This is a genomic window from Polaromonas sp. (assembly GCF_036676035.1).
Taxonomy (GTDB): Bacteria; Pseudomonadota; Gammaproteobacteria; order Burkholderiales; family Burkholderiaceae_C; genus Polaromonas.
This window is the reverse complement of the sequence record NZ_JAKFDR010000065.1, coordinates 32,190-51,524: the sequence shown is the minus strand read 5'-3', so window position 1 is coordinate 51,524 and position 19,335 is coordinate 32,190. Positions and strand designations below refer to the sequence as shown.

At 61.1% G+C, this 19,335-nt stretch carries 18 protein-coding genes; 8 read left to right on the top strand and 10 right to left on the bottom strand.

What is annotated here, in order from left to right; genetic code table 11:
* Positions 1 to 832, top strand: an 832-nt coding sequence (locus V6M61_RS11055) for an ABC transporter substrate-binding protein (protein WP_332776628.1), incomplete at its 5' end; no start/stop codon positions are given.
* A 22-nt stretch (positions 833 to 854) separates the two neighbouring features.
* On the opposite strand, the gene V6M61_RS11050 is transcribed toward V6M61_RS11055, so the two are convergent.
* Entirely contained in the window at positions 855 to 1,757 is a 903-nt protein-coding gene (locus V6M61_RS11050; RefSeq protein ID WP_332776627.1) for a LysR family transcriptional regulator, read from the bottom strand.
* A 132-nt stretch (positions 1,758 to 1,889) separates the two neighbouring features.
* Here V6M61_RS11050 and V6M61_RS11045 point away from each other — a divergent pair, with 132 nt between their 5' ends.
* Both V6M61_RS11045 and V6M61_RS11040 read left to right on the top strand, forming a co-directional pair.
* The gene (locus tag V6M61_RS11045) at positions 1,890 to 2,882 is read left to right on the top strand and encodes a tripartite tricarboxylate transporter substrate binding protein (RefSeq protein ID WP_332776626.1); all 993 of its coding nucleotides are present in this window, start codon (positions 1,890 to 1,892) and stop codon (positions 2,880 to 2,882) included.
* 11 nt (positions 2,883 to 2,893) lie between these two features.
* Entirely contained in the window at positions 2,894 to 4,066 is a 1,173-nt protein-coding gene (locus V6M61_RS11040) for a M20 aminoacylase family protein (protein ID WP_332776625.1), read from the top strand.
* A gap of 144 nt (positions 4,067 to 4,210) precedes the next feature.
* Here the strand turns inward: V6M61_RS11040 and V6M61_RS11035 are convergent, their stop codons facing one another.
* The 3 genes from V6M61_RS11035 to V6M61_RS11025 form a co-directional block, all read right to left on the bottom strand.
* A complete protein-coding gene (locus V6M61_RS11035) occupies positions 4,211 to 6,439 on the bottom strand; it encodes a malate synthase G (protein ID WP_332776624.1) in 2,229 nt (742 codons plus the stop codon).
* Between the two features lie 48 nt (positions 6,440 to 6,487).
* Complete coding sequence (locus V6M61_RS11030; RefSeq protein WP_332776623.1) at positions 6,488 to 7,228, bottom strand: haloacid dehalogenase type II; 741 nt, start codon at positions 7,226 to 7,228, stop codon at positions 6,488 to 6,490.
* A gap of 76 nt (positions 7,229 to 7,304) precedes the next feature.
* Positions 7,305 to 8,054 (bottom strand): IclR family transcriptional regulator, encoded by a 750-nt coding sequence (locus tag V6M61_RS11025; RefSeq protein ID WP_332776622.1) that lies wholly within the window; start codon positions 8,052 to 8,054, stop codon positions 7,305 to 7,307.
* A 97-nt stretch (positions 8,055 to 8,151) separates the two neighbouring features.
* Here V6M61_RS11025 and V6M61_RS11020 point away from each other — a divergent pair, with 97 nt between their 5' ends.
* Genes V6M61_RS11020 through V6M61_RS11010 form a run of 3 tightly spaced genes read left to right on the top strand, consistent with a single transcriptional unit; the run spans position 8,152 to position 11,288 of the window.
* Positions 8,152 to 9,093 (top strand): hydroxymethylglutaryl-CoA lyase, encoded by a 942-nt coding sequence (locus V6M61_RS11020; protein ID WP_332776621.1) that lies wholly within the window; start codon positions 8,152 to 8,154, stop codon positions 9,091 to 9,093.
* Entirely contained in the window at positions 9,086 to 10,288 is a 1,203-nt protein-coding gene (locus V6M61_RS11015) for a CaiB/BaiF CoA transferase family protein (RefSeq protein ID WP_332776620.1), read from the top strand. The genes V6M61_RS11020 and V6M61_RS11015 overlap by 8 nt, the downstream gene beginning before the upstream one ends.
* Positions 10,289 to 10,292: 4 nt before the next feature.
* A complete protein-coding gene (locus tag V6M61_RS11010; RefSeq protein WP_332776619.1) occupies positions 10,293 to 11,288 on the top strand; it encodes a Bug family tripartite tricarboxylate transporter substrate binding protein in 996 nt (331 codons plus the stop codon).
* 294 nt (positions 11,289 to 11,582) lie between these two features.
* Here V6M61_RS11010 and V6M61_RS11005 read toward each other — a convergent pair whose 3' ends face one another.
* A complete protein-coding gene (locus V6M61_RS11005; protein ID WP_332776618.1) occupies positions 11,583 to 12,233 on the bottom strand; it encodes an MAE_28990/MAE_18760 family HEPN-like nuclease in 651 nt (216 codons plus the stop codon).
* A complete protein-coding gene (locus V6M61_RS11000) occupies positions 12,230 to 13,339 on the bottom strand; it encodes a DUF262 domain-containing protein (RefSeq protein ID WP_332776617.1) in 1,110 nt (369 codons plus the stop codon). The genes V6M61_RS11005 and V6M61_RS11000 overlap by 4 nt, the downstream gene beginning before the upstream one ends.
* Before the next feature lie 677 nt (positions 13,340 to 14,016).
* Between V6M61_RS11000 and V6M61_RS10995 the strand changes: the two genes are divergently transcribed.
* Positions 14,017 to 14,175, top strand: a complete 159-nt coding sequence (locus V6M61_RS10995; RefSeq protein ID WP_332776616.1) for a hypothetical protein — start codon at positions 14,017 to 14,019, stop codon at positions 14,173 to 14,175.
* Between the two features lie 42 nt (positions 14,176 to 14,217).
* On the opposite strand, the gene V6M61_RS10990 is transcribed toward V6M61_RS10995, so the two are convergent.
* A complete protein-coding gene (locus V6M61_RS10990; RefSeq protein WP_332776615.1) occupies positions 14,218 to 14,655 on the bottom strand; it encodes a methyltransferase family protein in 438 nt (145 codons plus the stop codon).
* A gap of 231 nt (positions 14,656 to 14,886) precedes the next feature.
* Here V6M61_RS10990 and V6M61_RS10985 point away from each other — a divergent pair, with 231 nt between their 5' ends.
* Positions 14,887 to 16,818 carry a hypothetical protein gene (locus V6M61_RS10985; protein ID WP_332776614.1) on the top strand — a complete coding sequence of 644 codons (1,932 nt, stop codon included), beginning with the start codon at positions 14,887 to 14,889 and terminating at the stop codon, positions 16,816 to 16,818.
* Between the two features lie 674 nt (positions 16,819 to 17,492).
* Here V6M61_RS10985 and V6M61_RS10980 read toward each other — a convergent pair.
* The 3 genes from V6M61_RS10980 to V6M61_RS10970 form a co-directional block, all read right to left on the bottom strand.
* The gene (locus tag V6M61_RS10980) at positions 17,493 to 17,897 is read right to left on the bottom strand and encodes a type II toxin-antitoxin system VapC family toxin (protein WP_332776613.1); all 405 of its coding nucleotides are present in this window, start codon (positions 17,895 to 17,897) and stop codon (positions 17,493 to 17,495) included.
* Positions 17,898 to 17,906: 9 nt separating this feature from the next.
* Positions 17,907 to 18,227 (bottom strand): type II toxin-antitoxin system Phd/YefM family antitoxin, encoded by a 321-nt coding sequence (locus V6M61_RS10975; RefSeq protein ID WP_332776612.1) that lies wholly within the window; start codon positions 18,225 to 18,227, stop codon positions 17,907 to 17,909.
* Between the two features lie 114 nt (positions 18,228 to 18,341).
* Positions 18,342 to 19,280 (bottom strand): LysR family transcriptional regulator, encoded by a 939-nt coding sequence (locus tag V6M61_RS10970; protein ID WP_332776611.1) that lies wholly within the window; start codon positions 19,278 to 19,280, stop codon positions 18,342 to 18,344.
* Positions 19,281 to 19,335 lie beyond the last annotated feature (55 nt).

The window sequence follows — 19,335 nt, the reverse complement described above, 5'->3', positions numbered from 1 at the left end:
CTTCACGCAGGCCACGGCCATGCCCAAGGTCGCCCGCTACATCAGCGAGCAGGCCAAGCTCAAAAGCATTGCCATCATTTACGTGAACAACGACTTCGGCAAGGGCGGCCTGGACATGATCAAAAAGGCGCTGGAGCACTCGCCCACGGCCATTGCCGCCGAAGTCTCCACGGATTCCGGCCAGGTGGATTTTTCCGCCGCCGTCCTGAAAGCCAAGCAGAGCAATGCCGAGGGCGTCTTCGTCTATACCAACGAGGAAGAGTCGGCCCGCGCCCTGCGCGAGTTGCGCAAGCAGGGCTGGAACAAACCCATCATTGGCGAAACCACGCTGACCGGGCAAAAAGTGATTGAACTGGCCGGCGAGGCCGCCAACGGTGCGGTGGCGCACGTGGGCCTGACGGTCGATGCGCCGGTGCCGGCGATCCGGGCTTTCAGCGCCAAGTTCGAGAAAGAGTACAAATATGTGTCCGACCACAACGGCATGAAAGGCTACTCCGGCATCTACATCCTGAAGGCCGCGATTGAAAAGGCCGGCAAGCTCGATCGCAAGGCCGTTGCCGATGCGATGCGTGGGCTCAAGGTCAACAGCGACCGCTACCCCGGCGCGCTGATGTACACCGAATTTGATGGCAAGGGCGATCTGGACCGCCTGAGCTTCATGGTCGCCGTCAAGAATGGCCGGCAGGAAGTCATTGCCTTCGTGCCGCCGCTGGGCCTGGTGAAGACGGCGGCTGTTCCTGCCGCGCCGGCCACGGCTGAAGCCAAAAAAGCCGCCGCGCCGGCAAAACGCACCGAGGCTTCCGCCAAGCCAGCGCAAGCCGCCGCCCGCTAATCGTCAGGCCTGTATCGGCGTCTCAGTCGCGCAGCCGCTCAGCCACAAACTGGCGGAACAAACCCATAGCCGGCGCCTCGGTGCGCCCGGCCAGCGTGACGAACGCAAAGAGCGGGCCGTTGATCAGCTGGGGGTCGGTCGCCAGTTCGACGAGCTGGCCCGCCTCGATGCCGGCGCGTGCGGCTGCCAGGATGCCAAGGTAGACCGCGTCCGAGGCCTTGACCGTCTCGATCAGGCTCGTGATGTCGTCGCAACGCAGGCTCACGGCCTGCTGCGGGTCGGCCCGCGGCCCGAAGCGGTTGACCAGGGCATGCGCCACTTCCGTGCTGAGCGGCGTCGAGGCCAGCGGGTAGCGCAGCATGTCGTCAAAAGACACTGGCCTGCCGACCTGCAGCAAGGGGTGGCCGCGGCGGCAGACAAAGCCGGCCCGCATTTCGGCCAAGCGCTCAATGGTCAGGTCAGGGGCCGGCGCAATGTTGCGCACCTCGACCACCAGTGCATCCAGCGTGCGCTGGCGCAGCTGAACCAGCTGCAGTTCAATGGCGCCGGACATGATGCTGACGCGTACGTCCGGGTGCTGCTGCGCGATGTGTACCAGAAACGGTGTCGTGAGCATCGCGCCCGGCCCCGAGCCCAGCCCGACGCGGATCGCACCGACGCTGCCCTGCTTGAGCAGCTCGGCGCTGCGGCGCAGCTCGGCCGCTTCGAACACCATGCGCCGGGCGCGCACAGCCACAGCCTCGCCCAATGGGGTGAGTTCGTTGCGCTTGCCCGTGCGGTCGATCAGGCGGGCGCCCAACTCGTCTTCCAGCACCTGGATGCTGCGGCTCAGGGCCGACTGCGTCAGGTGCAGTTGCTCGGCGGCGCGGCTGAACGAGCCGGTTTCCGCCACGGCCAGCAGGTGTTCCAGTTGTCTCAGGTTCATTGGCTTTGTCTTGGTAATGAGTTATTTTGCTGACAATCACAAAAATTATGCATTAGACAAATATCCCGGGGGTTTCTAGTATTTGCCTGTATCACCCGTGCAACCCCCATCCACTGTTTGACAGGAGACAACGTGAACGCACCACTCGCATTGACCAAAAAACTCGGCACGCTGCTGGCGGGTCTGCTGCTGGCCGGCGCCGCGACGGCGGCCGACCCCTACCCGTCCAGGCTGCTCACCCTGATGGTGCCCTACCCGGCGGGCGGCCTGTCGGACGCGATTGCGCGCGCCATCAGCGTGCCGCTCGGCAAGGCGCTGGGCCAGCAGGTCATCGTGGACAACCTCGGCGGGGTCAGCGGCGCGCTGGCCGCGCAAAAGGTGCTCAATGCCCCGGCCGACGGCTACATGCTTTTCCTCGGCTCGCCGAATGAGGTGATCCTGTCGCCGCTGGCCAATGCCGCGGTCAAGCTGCGCGCCGAAGACTTCAGGCTGCTGACCCAGCTCACCGTCAACCCGCTGGTGATGTTGGCGCGCAAGGACCTGCCGGCCAACTCGATCGACGAGATCGTGGCACTGGGCAAAAGCGCCGGCAGCAAGGGCCTGACTTACGGCAGCGTGGGCGTGGGCTCGATGTACCACCTGGTGACCGAAAGCATGGCGCAGCAGACCGGCATCCGCGTCACCCATGTGCCGTACAAGGGCGGTGCCCCGCTGCTGCAGGACATGGGCGGCGGCAATGTGGACATTGCCATCCTGCCTTATGCCACCAGCTACCGCGGCCTGGCCGATCAGGGGCGGCTGAAGCTCGTGGGCTGGGTTGGTGACCAGCGCAGCAAGCTCGACAGCACCATCCCCGCCTTTGGCGAAGGCAAGGTGCTGAAAAATTTCAACCAGCAGATCTGGGCCGGCATCATGGTCAAAAAGGGCACGCCGGAGGATGTGGCGGTGCGCCTGCATAAGGCCTTGGCCGAGGTGATGCAGGACGCCGAGGTGCGCAAGGCGCTGGAGGCGACCGGCTCGGAAGTCGCCAAAACCAACAGCCTGGTCGAGGCCAGCAAGCTGCTGGAGGCCGAAACCGCCAAGTTCCGCGCCATGGCCAAAAGCATCAATCTGCAGCCGCAGTAAAGGCCGCCACCATGCATGCTGTACTCGATGCCCTGAACGCGCAGGCCGATGAATTCATTGCGGTGCGGCGCGACATCCACCGCCACCCCGAGCTGGGTTTCCAGGAGCACCGCACCAGCGACCTCGTCGCCGAGCGGCTCGCGCAATGGGGTTATGCGGTGGAACGCGGCCTGGGCGGCACCGGCCTGGTCGGGCAGCTGAGGCGCGGCAGCGGCACCAAACGGCTGGGCTTGCGCGGCGAAATGGACGCGCTGCCGATTGTCGAAGCCACCGGGCTTGCGCACGCGAGCTGCCACGCCGGCGTGATGCACGCCTGCGGCCACGACGGCCACACGGTCATGGTGCTGGCCGCGGCCAAGTACCTGGCCGAGAAAGGCGAGTTCAACGGTACGCTCAACCTGATCTTTCAGCCTGCCGAGGAAGGCTTGGGCGGCGCCAAAAAGATGATGGATGACGGCTTGTTTGCCAAGTACCCGTGCGACGCGGTCTTTGCGATGCACAACATGCCCGGCCAGCCGCAGGGCCGGTTGCTGCTGCGCGATGGCGCGGCCATGGCCTCGTCCGACAATGTGAGCATCACGCTCGAAGGCGCAGGCGGCCACGGTGCGCTGCCGCACCACGCGGTTGACCCCGTGGTGGCGGCGGCCAGCATCGTGATGGCGCTGCAGACCATTGTGTCGCGCAACGTCGACCCACTGCAGACGGCCGTAGTCTCCGTGGGCGCGCTCAACGCCGGCAAGGCCGGCAACGTGATCCCGCAAACCGCGAGCTTGCAGCTCAGCGTGCGCTCGCTCGACCGGGACGTGCGCGAGTTGCTGGAGCAGCGCATCAAGGCGCTGGTCCATGCGCAAGCCGAGAGCTTTGGCGTGCGCGCCAGCATCGACTACCGGCGCGGCTACCCGGTGCTGGTCAATACCCCGGCCGAAACCGAATTTGCCCGCAAGGTGGCGCTGGAACTGGTGGGTGCGGATCGCGTGGAGTTGCATGCCCGCCCGCTCACCGCCAGCGAAGACTTCGCCTTCATGCTCGAGCAGGTGCCCGGCAGCTACCTGCTGATCGGCAATGGCGATGGCGACAGCGTCGGCGCCTGCATGGTGCACAACCCGGGCTATGACTTCAATGACGCCAACCTGCCCCTGGGCGCGGCCTACTGGGCGCTACTGGCACAACGCTTCCTGGTCTGAGGCAGCTCCACAGTGCCATGAAAGAGAACGGCGCCCGAGGGCGCCGTTTTTTTCTCACCGTATTTTCAAGCCAAACCGGCTGTTAGTCCTTGTAAACACTGTGCAAATAGCTATCAAATAGATAGCGTTTATGTGCTGACCCGTTCAAGCCGCCCCGGCCTTGACCTTCAGCCGCCAGGCATGCAACAGCGGCTCGGTGTAGCCGCTGGGCTGCTCCAGGCCCTTGAACACCAGGTCGCAGGCGGCCTTGTAGGCGGCGGACTTGTCGAAGTTGCCGGCCATGGGCTTGTACAGCGGGTCGCCGGCGTTCTGGCCGTCGACCACGGCGGCCATGCGGGCTAAGGTTTTCTGCACCTGGTCCTTCGTCACCACGCCGTGGTGCAGCCAGTTGGCGATGTGCTGGCTGCTGATGCGCAGCGTCGCGCGGTCTTCCATGAGGGCGACGTTGTGGATGTCGGGCACCTTGGAGCAACCGATGCCCTGGTCGATCCAGCGCACCACGTAGCCCAGGATGCCCTGGGCGTTGTTGTCGAGCTCCTGCTGCCTGGCCTCTGCGCTCCAGTCGGGCGTGGCCGTGACGGGGATTTGCAGCAGCCCATTGAGAAGGTTGTTGCGCTCCTTGTTGGCATCGGTCTTCTCCAGCTCCTTCTGCACCTTGCTGACCTTGACCTGGTGGTAGTGCAGCGCATGCAGCGTGGCGCCCGTGGGGCTGGGCACCCAGGCGGTATTGGCGCCGGCCCGGGGATGGGCAATCTTTTGCTCCAGCATGGCCTTCATCAGGTCGGGCATGGCCCACATGCCCTTGCCGATCTGCGCCTTGCCGCGCAGGCCGCAGGCCAGGCCCACGAGCACGTTGTTCTTTTCGTAAGCGTTAATCCAGACGCTGGTTTTCATGTCGCCCTTGCGGATCATCGGGCCGGCCTGCATGGCGGTGTGCATCTCGTCGCCGGTGCGGTCCAGGAAGCCGGTGTTGATGAAGGCCACGCGGCTGGCCGCCGCTGCGATGCAGGCCTGGAGGTTGACGCTGGTGCGGCGCTCTTCGTCCATGATGCCGAGCTTGACGGTGCTGTCGGGCAGGCCGAGCACTTTTTCCACGCGGCTGAACAGCGCGGCCGCGAACGCGACCTCCGCCGGGCCATGCATCTTGGGCTTGACGATGTACACAGAGCCCTTGCGCGAGTTCTTGATGCCGGGCTTGCCCTTGCGTTTGAGGTCGTGCATGGCAATCGTGGTGGTGATCATCGCGTCCAGGATGCCTTCGGGAATTTCACGGGTGCTGCCGTCCGCGGCGGTGTAAAGAATGGCCGGGTTGGTCATCAGATGGCCGACATTGCGCACGAACATCAGCGAGCGGCCGTGCAGCGCCAGCGGTTTGCCCTTGGGCGATGTGTACTCGCGGTCGGGGTTCAGGCCGCGGGTGAAGGTCTTGCCGTCCTTGGTCACACTTTCGGTCAGCGTGCCCTGCAAAATGCCGAGCCAGTTGCTGTAGGCCAGCACCTTGTCGTCGGCGTCCACCACCGCCACCGAATCTTCGAGGTCGAGAATGGTGGACAGCGCCGCTTCGACGACGAGGTCGCAGACGCCAGCCGCATCCAGCTTGCCAATCGGTGTGGCGCGGTCTATCCGGATGTCGATGTGCAGGCCGTTGTGCTGCAGCAGCACGGATGACGGCGCGGATGCCTTGCCCTGGTAGCCGATGAGCTGGCCGGCGTCTTCGAGCGTGGTGGTTTCAAAGCCCTTTTTGCCGCCCTTGAGCGTGACAACCAGTTTGCCGCCCTTGACCGCGTAGCCGGTCGAGTCGATGTGCGAGCCTTTTGTCAAGGGTGCGGTGCGGTCCAGCACGTAGCGCGCGTATTCAATCACTTTGGCGCCGCGCACCGGGTTGTAGCCCTTGCCCTTTTCAGCGCCGTCTGTCTCGGCGATGACGTCGGTGCCATAGAGCGCGTCGTACAGGCTGCCCCAGCGCGCATTGGCGGCGTTGAGCGCGTAGCGCGCGTTCAGGATGGGCACCACCAGTTGCGGGCCGGCCTGCTTGGCCAGTTCGGCGTCCACGTTCGCCGTGGTGATGCTGACCTTTTTGGGCTGGGGCACGAGGTAGCCGATTTTCTCCAGAAAAGCGCGGTAGGCCTTCATGTCGGTGATGGGCCCGGGGTGGGCTTTGTGCCAGGCGTCGAGTTCGGTTTGCAGGCGGTCGCGCTCGGCCAGCAAGGCAATGTTCTGCGGCGCCAGGTCTGCCACGATGGCGTCAAAGCCTTTCCAGAATGCATCGCTGGCCACGCCGGTACCGGGGAGCACCTTGTCTTCAATAAAGCGGTAAAGCCCGGTCGCCACCTGGAGGCGGTGGCTGGCGGTGCGTGCGGTGTCGGTCGTCATGTTGTGGTTCCTTGTGAAAAATGAAATGAGGATGTGAAATCAGGCGCCTCAGGCAGGCATTTTTTGCTGCGGCAGGCCGGGCATGGACAGCACATCGCGCAGGTTGCTGCCGGTGTACACCGGCTGCGTGCCGAGCTCTTCAAACGGCAAGTGATAGCGGTTGACCCACAGCGTCTGGTAGCCGTACCAGGTGGCGGCCAGCGCGTCCCAGCTGTTGCAGCTGACAAAAGCAATCTGCCGTGCCTCAAAGCCGGTGGCCTGCGGGCCCAGCGCGTAGGCGTCGGGATGGGTTTTGTATTTGCGGATGCCATCGACACTGAGCACATGGTCCAGCAGGCCCTCGAGTCCGGCGGATTTGACAGCCACCTCAAGCAGGGCCGGATCACCGTTGGACAAGATGCCGGTGACGATGCCGCGCTCTTTCAGCGCCTGCAGCACCGGCTTGTTTTCAGGAAAGGCCGACAGATGCCGGTACTGGTTCATCAGCTGCTGCTCGCGCTCGGGTGTCAGCGCCAGCTCAAGCTTTTTGCAGGCGTAGCGCAGGCCGGCGCGCGTCAGCTCCCAAAAGGGCTGGTAGTGCGTGCCGTGGTTGCTGGTGGTCACCAGGCGCGTGTATTCAATCTGCTTGTCGCGCCACAGCACGCTCAAAGCCTGGCCGTGGCCGGGAAACAGCTGCTCCGCCAGCAGGCCCACGCTGTACACGTCAAACAGCGTGCCATAGGCGTCAAACAGCACGGCGCGGATGGCGCGCTGCGGACTGGCCGGGTGGACGGGGCGGGATTTTTCCATCCCCTTACTGTATTTGATACTTAAGCAAAGATTAATTAACGAAAATTTGTTTAATCCGTGACTTTTATCGGCGTAATCAAACCTGGCCGCTGAGTTTGCGCGCTGATTCGAGCACTGGTTTGACGTACCGGGCCTTGTAGCGCGAGGCCGGCATGGTCAGCGTGAGGGCGCCCGCCAGCGTGCCGTCGGCCTTGAAGACCGGAGCCGAAATGCCCGCCACCTCGGCCAGCCGGTCACCTACGGCGGCGTAATAACCTTGCTCGCGGATTTTGGCGTACAGCGGCTTGTTTTTGGCGCCGTTTTCGCCCGTGGCCCTGGCCATTTCTGCGTCGAACGCTATCAAAATGCGAGCGCCCGTACCACGGTTGCCGGGCAGCACATCACCGGCCTTGAGGTGGTCGCGAACCGGGTGCGGTGAATCCACCCGGTACAGGCACAGCCGCACCATTCCCGAACCCTGCCCTTGGCGCACATGGTAGGCCGCGCTTTCGCCGGTCGCGGCCACCAGCTCGCGCAGCACCGGCAGCACCAGCCGGTCGAGTGAAAACGAGGCGGCATAAATGGCGTTTAGGCGGGCCACCTCGCTGCCCAGGCCATAGCGCCCATCATCCAGGCGCTGCATCAGCCGGGCATGCTCCAGCGAAGCCAGCAGCCGCAGCACGGTGCTTTTATAGAGCTGCGTGCGGCTGGCCAGCTCGCCCAGGCTCAAAGACGCATCACCCGGGCGAAAAGCCGACAGCAGGGTCAGCGCACGGTCTACCGCTGCGGCGCCGCCGGGGGCGGCGTGGGTGTCGGCGACGGATTCAGTCTGGGCTTTGCGGGGCATGGGAAAACCTTTAGGGGGTGGCTTGACAAGTATGCAGGGGATGCATCATTATTTCATTAGAAAGAATATTGTTCTATCTTACAGAATATCAAAAAACATGCAAGCCAACCCTGAGCCCCATGTGCTGATCAGCGAAGTCGGTCCGCGCGACGGCCTGCAGTCGGTCAAGGCCACCATGCCCACAGCCGACAAGAAGCGCTGGATCACCGCTCTGTATGACGCCGGCCTGCGCGAGATCGAGGCCTGCTCGTTCGTGCCGGCCAAGCTGCTGCCGCAAATGGCCGACGCCGCCGAAGTGGTGAAACACGCGCTGACCCTGCCGGGCCTGACCGTGATGGCCCTGGTGCCCAACCTGCGCGGCGCGCAGGCCGCGCTCGAAGCCGGCGTGCACAAGCTGACGATTCCGGTGTCGGCCAGCGCCGCGCATTCGCTGGCCAATGTGCGCAAGACGCGTGAAGAAATGATCGACGAGGTGCGCCGCATCGCCGCCCTGCGCAAGGAGATCGCGCCCGGCGTGAGGATCGAGGCTGGCATCTCCACGGCCTTTGGCTGCACGCTGCAAGGCGATGTGCCGGAAGATGAGGTGATCCGGCTGGCCACCCAGTGCATTGCCGCCGGGGCCGACGAATCAGGGCTGTCCGACACCACCGGCTACGCCAACCCCGCGCAGGTGCGGCGCCTGTTCAGGCGCTTGCACGCCGAGATCGGCAGCCAGGCCGGCGCGGCGCACATGCACAACACGCGCGGCCTGGGCCTGGCCAACTGCCTGGCGGCCTATGACGAAGGCGTGCGCACGTTTGACGCATCGCTGGGCGGTCTCGGCGGCTGCCCGTATGCGCCGGGCGCTTCCGGCAATGTGGTCACCGAAGACCTGGTGTTCATGTTCGAGGCCATGGGCGTCCGCACGGGCGTGAACCTTGAACAACTGATGGCCGCGCGCGCGCCCCTGCAGGCGGGTTTGCCGGGCGAGCCCCTGTACGGCATGACACCGGAAGCAGGACTGCCCAAGGGCTTTGTACAAGGAACCGTGAATGTCTGAACAAAAACAAGCGCAGAAACAACTACCTTTGGCGGGTATTCGCGTGGTCGAATTCACCCACATGGTGATGGGCCCGACCTGCGGCATGGTGCTGGCCGATCTGGGGGCCGAGGTCATCAAAGTCGAGCCGATCGCGGGCGACAACACCCGCAAGCTGCTCGGCTCGGGCGCGGGCTTTTTCGCGCTGTTCAACCGCAACAAAAAAAGCATTGCGCTCGATCTGCAGACGCCGCAAGGCAAGGAAGCGGCTTTAAGGCTGATCGCCACGGCCGACGTCGTGAGTGAAAACTTCAAGCCCGGCACCATGAAAAAGCTCGGGCTTGATTACGCCAGCCTGTCCAGGCTGAACGAGCGCCTGATTTACGTGAGCCACAAGGGCTTTCTGCCAGGCCCCTACGACCACCGCACCGCGCTCGATGAAGTGGTGCAGATGATGGGCGGCCTGGCCTACATGACGGGCCGCGCGGGCGACCCGCTGCGCGCCGGCACCAGCGTCAACGACATCATGGGCGGCATGTTTGGCGCCATCGGTGTCATGGCTGCGCTGGCCTCGCGTGCGAAGACCGGCAAGGGGCAGGAAGTGCAGGCTGCCCTGTTCGAGAACAATGTGCTCCTCGTGGCCCAGCACATGATGCAGTTCGCCGTGACGGGCCAGGCCGCCGACCCGATGCCCAGCCGCATCTCGGCCTGGGCGGTGTATGACGTGTTCACCGTCAAAGACGGCGAGCAGATTTTTCTGGCGGCGGTCAGCGACACGCAGTGGGCGCTCTTTTGCGACGCGTTCGGCTTTGAAGACCTCAAGGCCGACCCGCGTCTTGCCAGCAACAATGACCGTGTGCGGGCACGCGAATGGATGATGCCCGTGCTGCGTTCGCGCCTGGCGGCGTACAGCGCCGCGAACTTAAGCGCGGTGTTTGAAAAGAATGCCTTGCCGTTCGCCCCCATCACGCGCCCGCAGGACCTGTTTGACGACCCGCACCTCAATGCCACAGGCGGCCTGGCGCCGCTGACCCTGCCCGATGGCCGCGCCACCCGGGTGCCGCTGCTGCCGCTGACGCTGGACGGCGAGCGCCCCGGCGTTCGCCTGAACCCGCCGCGCCTGGGCGAGCACAGCACCGCCTTGCTGCAGGAAGTCGGCTACAGCGCCGCAGAAATCGAATCCCTCAAATCCAGCCAGATCACCCAAGGAGACTGAACGCATGAAGATCACCCCTAGCCGCCGCACACTGATGGCCTGTGCCGTGACGGCGGGCCTTGCCTGCATCGCCGGCCCCGCGCTGGCCCAAGCCCCGTGGCCTAGTAAACCCATCCGCATCATCGTGCCCTTCCCGGCGGGTGGCCCCACCGACATCACGGCGCGCGTGCTGGGGCAAGCCATTGGCGAGTCGCTGAAAACACCGGTGGTTGTTGAAAACAAGGCGGGCGGCCACGGCTTCATTGGCGTGGGCGAGGCCGCCAAAGCCCCCGCCGATGGCTACACCCTGATGATGGCCAGCATAGGCACCATGGCCATCAACCCCAAGCTGCACGAGAAAATTCCCTACGATGCCAACCAGAATTTTGCTCCGGTGTCGCTGGTGGTGACGGTGCCCATCGTCGTGGTCGTCAACCCGCAGGTGCTGCCGGTGGGCACCCTGCCGGAACTCGTCAAACACCTCAAGGCCAACCCCGGAAAGGTCAATTTCGCATCGGCCGGCAACGGCGGCTCATCCCATCTGGTGCCGGAATACTTCAAGCACCGCACGGGCACCTTCATGACCCACATTCCCTACAAAGGCTCCGGCCCGGCGATTGGCGATGTGGTGGCGGGCCAGGTGCAGCTGATGTTTGACACCTTGCTAACCAGCACGCCGTTTGTGAAAAGCGGCAAGCTCAAGATGATAGGCGTGACCACCGCGCAGCGCCTGCCGCAGTACCCGGATGTTCCCACCGTGAGCGAGGCGCTCAACATGAAGGACTTTGAAGCCTCGTCCTGGTATGCGCTGTACGCGCCTGCCGGCACGCCGCCCGACATCGTTAAACGTCTGTCGGCCGAGGTGGACGCCGCACTCAAGCAACCGGCCGTCGCCAAGCGCCTGACCGACCTGGGCGCCGTGCCGGTGGGTGGTTCGCCCGAAAAGCTTGCTGCCTTTCAACGCGTCGAGCAGGAGAAATGGGGCAAGGTGATTCAGGCGGCGAAAGTCAAGCCGGATTGATCCGGCCTGTCCCTGCAGTTTGCTATCAATTAAGTAGCCGTTTGCGCCCTAATTTAAAGGGCTGGAGGCTTGTTCTTACCTCAAGATCAATGGAGTGTGAGGCTGTTTTTCGAATGAGCGAATGCGACCAAAGCCGGTCGATCAATCCTTCCAGCTTGGGTGTCTGCGCTGCAGCGGAAGCGGGCACTCACGTTTGGTTGGAGCAGTGGAGCTATCAGCTAGGAGCAGACATTGTCGATCTGCGTTCACCCATCAGTGGTGCTTGTAGACACCAACAAAGTTTGTCGGTACTGTCTACGACACGGCCTTGTAGCCTTTAAGGTAAATGCGATTTTCAAGAGCGTCGCCAAAGCTACGCATAAGGTTGATTGTCTTGTCTACGAGTTCCACCAAATCTTCAACGCTGACAAATGTGTCCTCACCGTGAGCTATTGCATTACGCCTTTTTAGCAGCATGACGTCGATAAACGTTTGCTCGTCTTGGTAGCTATCTATCGAGAGGCCGCAGATTAAGCAAATATCTGAAAATACGTCGAAACTAAGATTGGAGCGCGTGTTGACGAGGTCGTGATTCACTCTCGAGAACTTAAGATTACTTGCATCGAAAATGTCGTCGATCAACGAGCACAGCTCTGTCACGCTTCCTCTTGATGAAGACAGTGATGAAAGCCGAGGGAGAAAGTAATTGCGCAAAAACTGGCGATTGAGTTCGCCATAGGAGAATTGTCGAAGCGCTATGTGTTCAAGATATTTTCGGGCTGCAAAGCGAACATAGCCTTCCCAGTGGGCATAGCAGATAGTAACTAGCGCTCTGAGAAGAACTTTCTTCTGGATGGTATCTGCACGAGTAATCGCAGACTTCAGGTCGGAAATTTCTCTGATGCGCCATGTACGATCTTCAACAAGCTGATGCGAGAGGTCCGCTTCAGTTCGCGGTTTACTCATGGGCGGAACCAACGTGCACCGAATGGGACAGTACGCTGTATTCGGGTGGTTCCACGCAGTCCCGGCGACGTGAAGCTGTTGGCCTCGGCTTGGTGCCAGAAGTCTTGTAGTCGCTGCCGTACAAAAGCAATGGGATCAGCTTGGGCAAGAATATCGTCAAGGTTCTTTGCCACTCCCACCGCAATTCCTTCCAGGCCAACCAGTCCAACTTTTCCTACGTGCCGATCACCGTCAAATCGCCGAAGTGCATCGCGGCCTCCAGCGGCGTTCAGCAAGTCGAAGGTTTGATTCATCACCTGTATGACTTTAATCGCATCCCCAGATGTGGCAAGCTTGACGATTCCGTCATCGATGAACTCCTCTACGTCTAGTATTCCGTCATAGGGCAGATTCGCGTGAACGAGGAACCTGACGGTCAACTCCATATGGCGCTGTCTCTCAGTCTGCTCCTCCGAAACGTCAATCACAGTGGTGAAGGCTGGACGTTCAGCTGCTGCCTTTATGGCTCGAAAGTAGTCTCCGTTGACCATCAACATAATGCAATTACGAAGCTCCTGGGGATTTGCCTGTGTACCACCCGCGTTGAGTCTCTGAAATAAGTCATATTTCGTTTGATCATCACTGGGCCTCTTGAGAATTTCGACGCCAATTCGTGCCCGTCGAATCGCTAATTGATAACTCTTTTCTAGTGCGACCTGCTCTTCAAGCGAAGCGCTGGTAATTTTGTCTGAGGATTCCCATACTACGTTGTGCAGAGAAGGAAGGTACTTTGTCGCCTCCAGGATCGACGGTGCCTGCTTGCCTCCCTCTGGGTTTTTTAATTGCCCCATGAACTCCAAAATTGTGGAAATCCTTTGAAGTCCGTCAATTAGCTCCCATTTTCCATCCCCCTTTTCAAAAACGAAGATAGAGGGAAGAGGGATGCCGAGCAGCAACGATTCAATGAGTTTTGATTTCTGACCAATATCCCATCGAAACAGACGTTGAAACTCCGGATCGATGATGATCTCTTCAGTTTCGTACATGCTCACAATCTCACCGATTGACATCTGGTAAGCATCGGTACGCACGAGACGTTGGGCTTGAGTAATTTCTTTAGTAAGCATGTGTGCGTAACCTTTAAATTGTGCTGAAAAAGAATCCCACGATTGTTCTCCGCAAGGGTCTAATAAGCTCTTTGGTCCTATACCAGTTTAGCAATGTCGTTCCTTAAGCCCTATTTGCCTCACATATCACTAGTAAGGTCGGGCGCTCTGGGGCACTCGCGAAAACTGGATGACCATTTCAGTTTTTTCTCGCCCCTCGGCGATGCACGCTTTACCGTTGGGCGTTGACCGACAGCAGTCTTGGTGCAACACGCCATTTCTCTATGAAATCGGCCTATAGCCCAGGTGAAACGGGTGCCACGAGCTATCAAAAACAGAGCATTTTCAGTTTGCCCCAACCTGCTGCTGGGCTCCCAGCGCCAGGAAGGCTGCACGTGAAGCAACCGTGTAGACGCGTCGGGCGCTGCCTGTGCGGGCCAGCCGGCCACATGCTGCTGCGTGAGTTCACAGCCTAAAACGCTATCAAATCAGGAGCTACTTGCACCCGTACTGTCTGGGCTGGAGGCACTTCTCATGAACAACTCGGCGCACACGCCACGCAGCCAGCGGTTGGCCGCATCGTGGTGGTAGCGGGCATGCCAGTACTGCTTGACGGTAAATCCCGGGATGGCTAGCGGGCAAGGCAGCACGCGCCCGCCGGCACGCCACCGGAGCTGGTCAAGCGCCTGTCGGCTGAAGTGGACGCCGCACTCAAGCAACCGGCCGTCGCCAAGCGCCTGACCGACCTGGGCGCCGTGCCGGTGGGCGGCCCGCCCGAAAAGCTGGCCGCCTTTCAACGCGTCGAGCAGGAGAAATGGGGCAAGGTGATTCAGGCGGTAAAAGTCAAGCCGGATTGATCCGGGGCCCTCTACCTATAACTGGATAGTTGCCTGCCGTCCTTAAAACAGCCCAGGCAAAAAGCGTTTGCTCCTGAGAGCGTAGGCGGCATACCCAGGATGTTTCTCGCGCATCCATCGCTCTTCGAGTGTTGATTTCATGAGCAGGACAATTGCCAGCATTGACCATGTACCCCACCCTATGAAGGAGCTGGACGTCCACGCCAGCGCTCCTGCGCCCAGAAGCACCGCCGTGTACATGGGATGGCGAATCCACCGATAGGGCCCGGTTGTAACCAAAACGCCCCGAAGCTTGGGAGTAGGGCGGATGTTGAAGTTCCCCGGCCTGTTGTGAACAAGCGCCCACACGACGAGCGCGACGGAGATCACCGCCATCATCAACGCTCCTGCGGGAACGATGCCCTGCAAAACCGCAGGTGCCGCTAACGCTGCCAGCACGAAAAGTAGGCCGAATTGCAGAGCCACCAACAAGGTACCCATCAGACTTCGATTCAAAGCGGATAACAGTAGTATGTTCGCACTTTTCGAGCGGAAGATGCAACGAGGCATGCCGGGTGGCGCAGACAAACCCCGGCTCCATCTTGAGCTACCGCTTTGGGCCAAAGCGGACCTCACCGAGGAGTGGGCCGCTTTGACCTAGAATCGTTGGCCGCATATGCGTGGGATTCAAATCTCTCTAGGCATGCACCAACCGACTTAGGAGCACGTGCGATGGCAATCGCCCAAGAGGTCCTTGAGACTGGACGCCAGGTCGCCGCCGTCAGCGCAGGGACGCTTTCAGCCGACTTACGAGCGGGAATCGAACGGTATGTCGGCTGGCCGTACAAGGTAGCGTCTGCCAGCGTTGTCGATGGCGACGGCGCGGTGTCGGATACCTTTGCAGCCGTCGTGTACGCGGCGAAGGAAAAGGCACCGGCTGCGGCTCCTGCGCAAATACCGGCGGATTCCGCCGCAGTCGTTGTTGACGCGACCGACGGCCTGATGATCGACAACTTCCGGGCAGCTTACGCGCGCGTTGCACGCGCGAAGCGGTTGAAGAAATCGCCAGCACCGAAGCTGGATACGCCGACGACGACCGTAACACTCGGCGTGATCTACGCTCAGAGGTCGGATTTGCCGCTGGAGGCTTTTGCCGAAGAGCTTGAGCGGCTCAACGCCGCGACTCCGAGCAGGGAATGGCCCGACATGATCGTCGTTGCCTCGATGGGCGCGATCCAGTATGCGGCGCAGTTCCCTGGAGAGTCACTGAGCGGCGACTATCTGCCGCCGGCAGAAGGTGCGCTCAACAACTACATACCGGCGGTCTACGTCGTGATTGTCCTGAGGCCAACGGGCATGTTCACCTTTAACAAGATGATGTCTTTTGTTGTCGCGCACCTTGGCATCTTCTCGCCGGGCGCGAAGCTTTCCAACTTCACCGAATTTCTGGACGGCGTACCGAAGACGGCTGTGGTGATTTCCGGCTATCAGTACGACCTCAAGGGCAACCTAAATCCCGTTCCAAGCAATCAGTACCAAGACCGCTTTGTGCCGGCTCCACCGTTCCAGATCACGGACCGGCGCGGGCAGCGCTTGGCCACGATTCAACTTATCCCATGGCAGGACGGAGGCACGATCCTTCTTAAGGGTAAGTTGCCACTGCTCGGCCTGCTGCCGTTCTTCGGGAGGCATGACATACTGAAGGCCGGAGTTGTCACCCGGCCGGACGATTTGCAAATTTCGTATGTCCTACCAATTACGCCGGCAGATTTTGACGACATGCTGACTCGGTTTCAGCAACGGTCAAACATGCTGGTAAAGCAACCCCAGAGTCAGTGGATTGTTCAGAAGCTCGCCGACGAGGGCTCTGCGTCGCCCTTCATGGCGCGTCTGTTCATGGGCCTCATGCGGCTGCGCGACGCCGTTTATTCCGATCTTGTAGCGCGCGAAAGCTTCGACAAGGCTTTTGACTTCGTCCCCACCTCGCTTTTCACGGCGCGAACAACGGCTAAAGAAATATCCGAGCTCTGGGCAGGACACGCGCGCAAAGTCGCCGCCGGGGAAGTCGTACGTCGGCAAGGTGTGGCAATCCACATTGACGAGAACATCGACAAGGAACTCAGGAAGCAGGTGGAGCACTTCCTGAACAGCGCCGCACGCGTCATCAAGCAAGGCATGCAGGGACTCACGACGCAGCTTGGCGTAGACATCGGCTTCATGTTCAAGCAGCAACCTGCCTTTGAACGCGGTATTGCTGCACTGAAGGCAACTGATCCGCTGCTGGCAGATTATCTAGAGAAGAGCCGGCAGACGTGGTCAGAGCGGCTTATCAAGAGTCGCATCGACCTTGAGCACAACAACTGGTCCTTGCCACGCGTCACGTATGACACTTCTGGCGCGAACATCGTCGCAGTCGAGCCCCTCGTCGCCGGTCAGCTAGTCACGGAATTTGTACAAGCGATGCTTGACCGCGTGTGTTGTTTTGTTGAGGCCGTAACTGCACATTGCATACAACAAAAGATGGCGGCGCCGATTACCATCACGGAAATCCCGTTGGCGGAGCGTCGTTCGGAAGCGCCCGAGCGCTTCCAACTCACTCTTGCCGTAGGCGGCCAGCCTCGCTGGAATATTTCCTACCAATCCTCTTCGTTCGAAAAGGTGTGAGAGCGGGCATTGCGTTGAAGTCGCATCGCCTATCCACGGGTCGTTAATGTCCGCACTTGGCCGACAGCAGTCTTGGTGCAACACGCCATTTCTATATGAAATCGGCCTATGGCCAAGGTGGAACGGGCGAAACGAGCTATTAAAAACAGAGCGTTTTCAGTTTGCCCCAACCTGCTGCTGAGCTCCCATCGCCAGGAAGGCTGCATGTGAAGCAACCGTGTCGGCGCGTCGGGCGAGGCCTGTGCGGGCCAGCTGGGCACATGATGCTGCGTTAGCGCATGGTCGAGGACGCTATCAAATCAATAGCTTGTTGCGACCATGTTGTCTGGGCTAGAGGCAATACTGTTCAGTTATTCGCCATGAGCCGGAATGGCAAAACGTTGACTTGTCATTGCGGGCTCGACCCGCAATCCATGGATCCCGGATCGAGTCCGGGATGACAAACCAGGGCAAGGGCTTAACTGAGCGGCAAGCATGTTCAGCACAGCCCTGGAGGCGTTGTAACCCATCACGTTGACGATGCGTGCGCAAGAAGTTTGTGTCCATCACACGCTGAACGGCATCGATGCTGATGGCCTTCAGCTCACGGTGGTGGTCCCCGGCTACGCCCAATACAGTTCAGTTAGTCACCACACTCCGTTCAGGGTGAACGGCTTAACTAAACGGTATCGCAGCTACGCCACAAATGGATTCAACACCCCAACGCCGCAGCCATCGAAGTCGCGCACGTTGCGGGTGACGATGGTTAAAGCATGAATTTGGGCGGTGGCCGCAATCAGCATGTCGGCTTGGGTGCGGATGTGGCCCCGCGTCTGCAACTGACCTCGCAACTCACCTGCACGTCCGGCAATGTCAGCGGTCACGGGCAAGACTTCATGGCGCATCAGGAAGGCATCGAACCAGGCCAGCAGGCGAGCGGTGGGGCGCCACGTCAGGCCGAACATGATCTCGTCAACGGTGATGACTGAGATCGTCAGGCGCGGTGCTAGCTGTTGGCGGCTCTGCAGCCATGACAGCACGCCCGCATCGGGTTGCTGACGCATCAACTCGCTCAGGATATTGGTGTCGACCAGTTGCATGGCGGGCTTTCAACGCGGGGGCGCGATGTTGCTCACGGCTTCTTCCTCGAGCATTTGTAAAAAAGCGTTGGGTCGCTCTGCCGCCCCTCGTGCGGGAAGATCCAGCCCCTGCAGTCCAGCTTCTCGCAGGGCTGCTCTCAGGTCGTCGAACTGTGCCGTCAACGAAGACTCACGCTGTGCGCTGCGCCATTGCTTGAATTGTTCAAACTCGGTTGCGTTGACCAGCATGGCGACCGGTTTTTCGCGGTTGTAAATGGCTTGAGGTTCTTGTGCGGACAAGCGCACCACCTCAGAAAACTGCTGTTTGGCTTGGGCGATATTCCAGCTCATGATATGTCCATATCTTAAGTGCTTAATGGGCATTATAAAGGTCTATTAGCTAATCTGCCCATTTGGTTGAAAACCCAGGACGCATCAAAACTAATAGCTAATAACGCTTTGTTTTCAAGGGCTAGAGCCACTTTTAATGAACAACTCGGCGCACACGCCGCGCAGCCAGCGGTTGGCCGCATCGTGGTGGTAGCGGGCGTGCCAGTACTGCTTGACGGTGAAGCCGGGGATTTCAAACGGGCAGGGCAGCACGCGCAGGCCGCTTGACCCGGTAGAGCGGGCCAGGGTTTCGCCGATGTGGCGGGGCAGGGTGGCGATCAGGTCGGTGGTGGACAAAATGGCCGACAGGCCCAGGAAGCCCGGCAACTCCAGCAGCACCCGGCGCGAGACCTGGTGTGAGGCCAGGGCGCTGTCCAGCAGCTGGTAGCCGGTGCCGGAACTGATGGCGATATGCGCCTCGGCCTGGTAGACGTCCAGGTTCCAGTCGTCACCCGACTCGCTGACTACCCGGGGATGCCGGGCGTTGGCCAGGCAGATCCAGTCCTGGCCGTACAGCGTCTGCTGGTAAAAGCCGGCGTCCAGCCAGGGCAGATAGCCCAGCGCCAGGTCGGCCTCGCCCGCCTGCAGGGCGCGCGCCAGGTCGCCGTCAATGCGCCCGGCTTCCAGTGCCACGCCTGGTGCCACGGCCCGAACGTGCGACAGCAGCCGCGGCAGCAGCGTGATGTGGCTGGCGTCCGTCATGCAAATGCGAAAGCGCCGGCGGGCGGTCGGCGGGTCAAACTCGACGCCGGACTCGGCCAGCCGCTGCAGGCCGCCCAGCACCTCGCGCACCGTGCCCATCAGCGCATCGGTGCGCGGCGTGGGCAGCATGCCCTCGGCCGTGCGCACAAACAGCGGGTCGTTCAGCTGCTTGCGCAAGCGGGCCAGCCAGATGCTGACCGTGGGCTGGCTCTGCCCCAGGGCTTCGGCCGAACGCGTGACGCTGCGGGTGGTGTAAAGCTGGTCCAGCAGGCGCAGCAGCTTGATATCGAGCAAATCAAGGTCCTTGTCCATACCCTCTATTGTCTATCTCTATTGCGTTTTGCAATGATATGTATTGCACCCATTG

What these genes read in the sequence shown, in the direction of transcription:
- V6M61_RS11050 (WP_332776627.1), bottom strand. Translation starts at nt 1,757, where the DNA reads ATGAACCTGAGACAACTGGAACACCTGCTGGCCGTGGCGGAAACCGGC.
- V6M61_RS11040 (WP_332776625.1), top strand. Translation starts at nt 2,894, where the DNA reads ATGCATGCTGTACTCGATGCCCTGAACGCGCAGGCCGATGAATTCATT.
- V6M61_RS11035 (WP_332776624.1), bottom strand. Translation starts at nt 6,439, where the DNA reads ATGACGACCGACACCGCACGCACCGCCAGCCACCGCCTCCAGGTGGCG.
- V6M61_RS11030 (WP_332776623.1), bottom strand. Translation starts at nt 7,228, where the DNA reads ATGGAAAAATCCCGCCCCGTCCACCCGGCCAGTCCGCAGCGCGCCATC.
- V6M61_RS11025 (WP_332776622.1), bottom strand. Translation starts at nt 8,054, where the DNA reads ATGCCCCGCAAAGCCCAGACTGAATCCGTCGCCGACACCCACGCCGCC.
- V6M61_RS11020 (WP_332776621.1), top strand. Translation starts at nt 8,152, where the DNA reads ATGCAAGCCAACCCTGAGCCCCATGTGCTGATCAGCGAAGTCGGTCCG.
- V6M61_RS11015 (WP_332776620.1), top strand. Translation starts at nt 9,086, where the DNA reads ATGTCTGAACAAAAACAAGCGCAGAAACAACTACCTTTGGCGGGTATT.
- V6M61_RS11010 (WP_332776619.1), top strand. Translation starts at nt 10,293, where the DNA reads ATGAAGATCACCCCTAGCCGCCGCACACTGATGGCCTGTGCCGTGACG.
- V6M61_RS11005 (WP_332776618.1), bottom strand. Translation starts at nt 12,233, where the DNA reads ATGAGTAAACCGCGAACTGAAGCGGACCTCTCGCATCAGCTTGTTGAA.
- V6M61_RS11000 (WP_332776617.1), bottom strand. Translation starts at nt 13,339, where the DNA reads ATGCTTACTAAAGAAATTACTCAAGCCCAACGTCTCGTGCGTACCGAT.
- V6M61_RS10990 (WP_332776615.1), bottom strand. Translation starts at nt 14,655, where the DNA reads ATGGGTACCTTGTTGGTGGCTCTGCAATTCGGCCTACTTTTCGTGCTG.
- V6M61_RS10985 (WP_332776614.1), top strand. Translation starts at nt 14,887, where the DNA reads ATGGCAATCGCCCAAGAGGTCCTTGAGACTGGACGCCAGGTCGCCGCC.
- V6M61_RS10980 (WP_332776613.1), bottom strand. Translation starts at nt 17,897, where the DNA reads ATGCAACTGGTCGACACCAATATCCTGAGCGAGTTGATGCGTCAGCAA.
- V6M61_RS10975 (WP_332776612.1), bottom strand. Translation starts at nt 18,227, where the DNA reads ATGAGCTGGAATATCGCCCAAGCCAAACAGCAGTTTTCTGAGGTGGTG.
- V6M61_RS10970 (WP_332776611.1), bottom strand. Translation starts at nt 19,280, where the DNA reads ATGGACAAGGACCTTGATTTGCTCGATATCAAGCTGCTGCGCCTGCTG.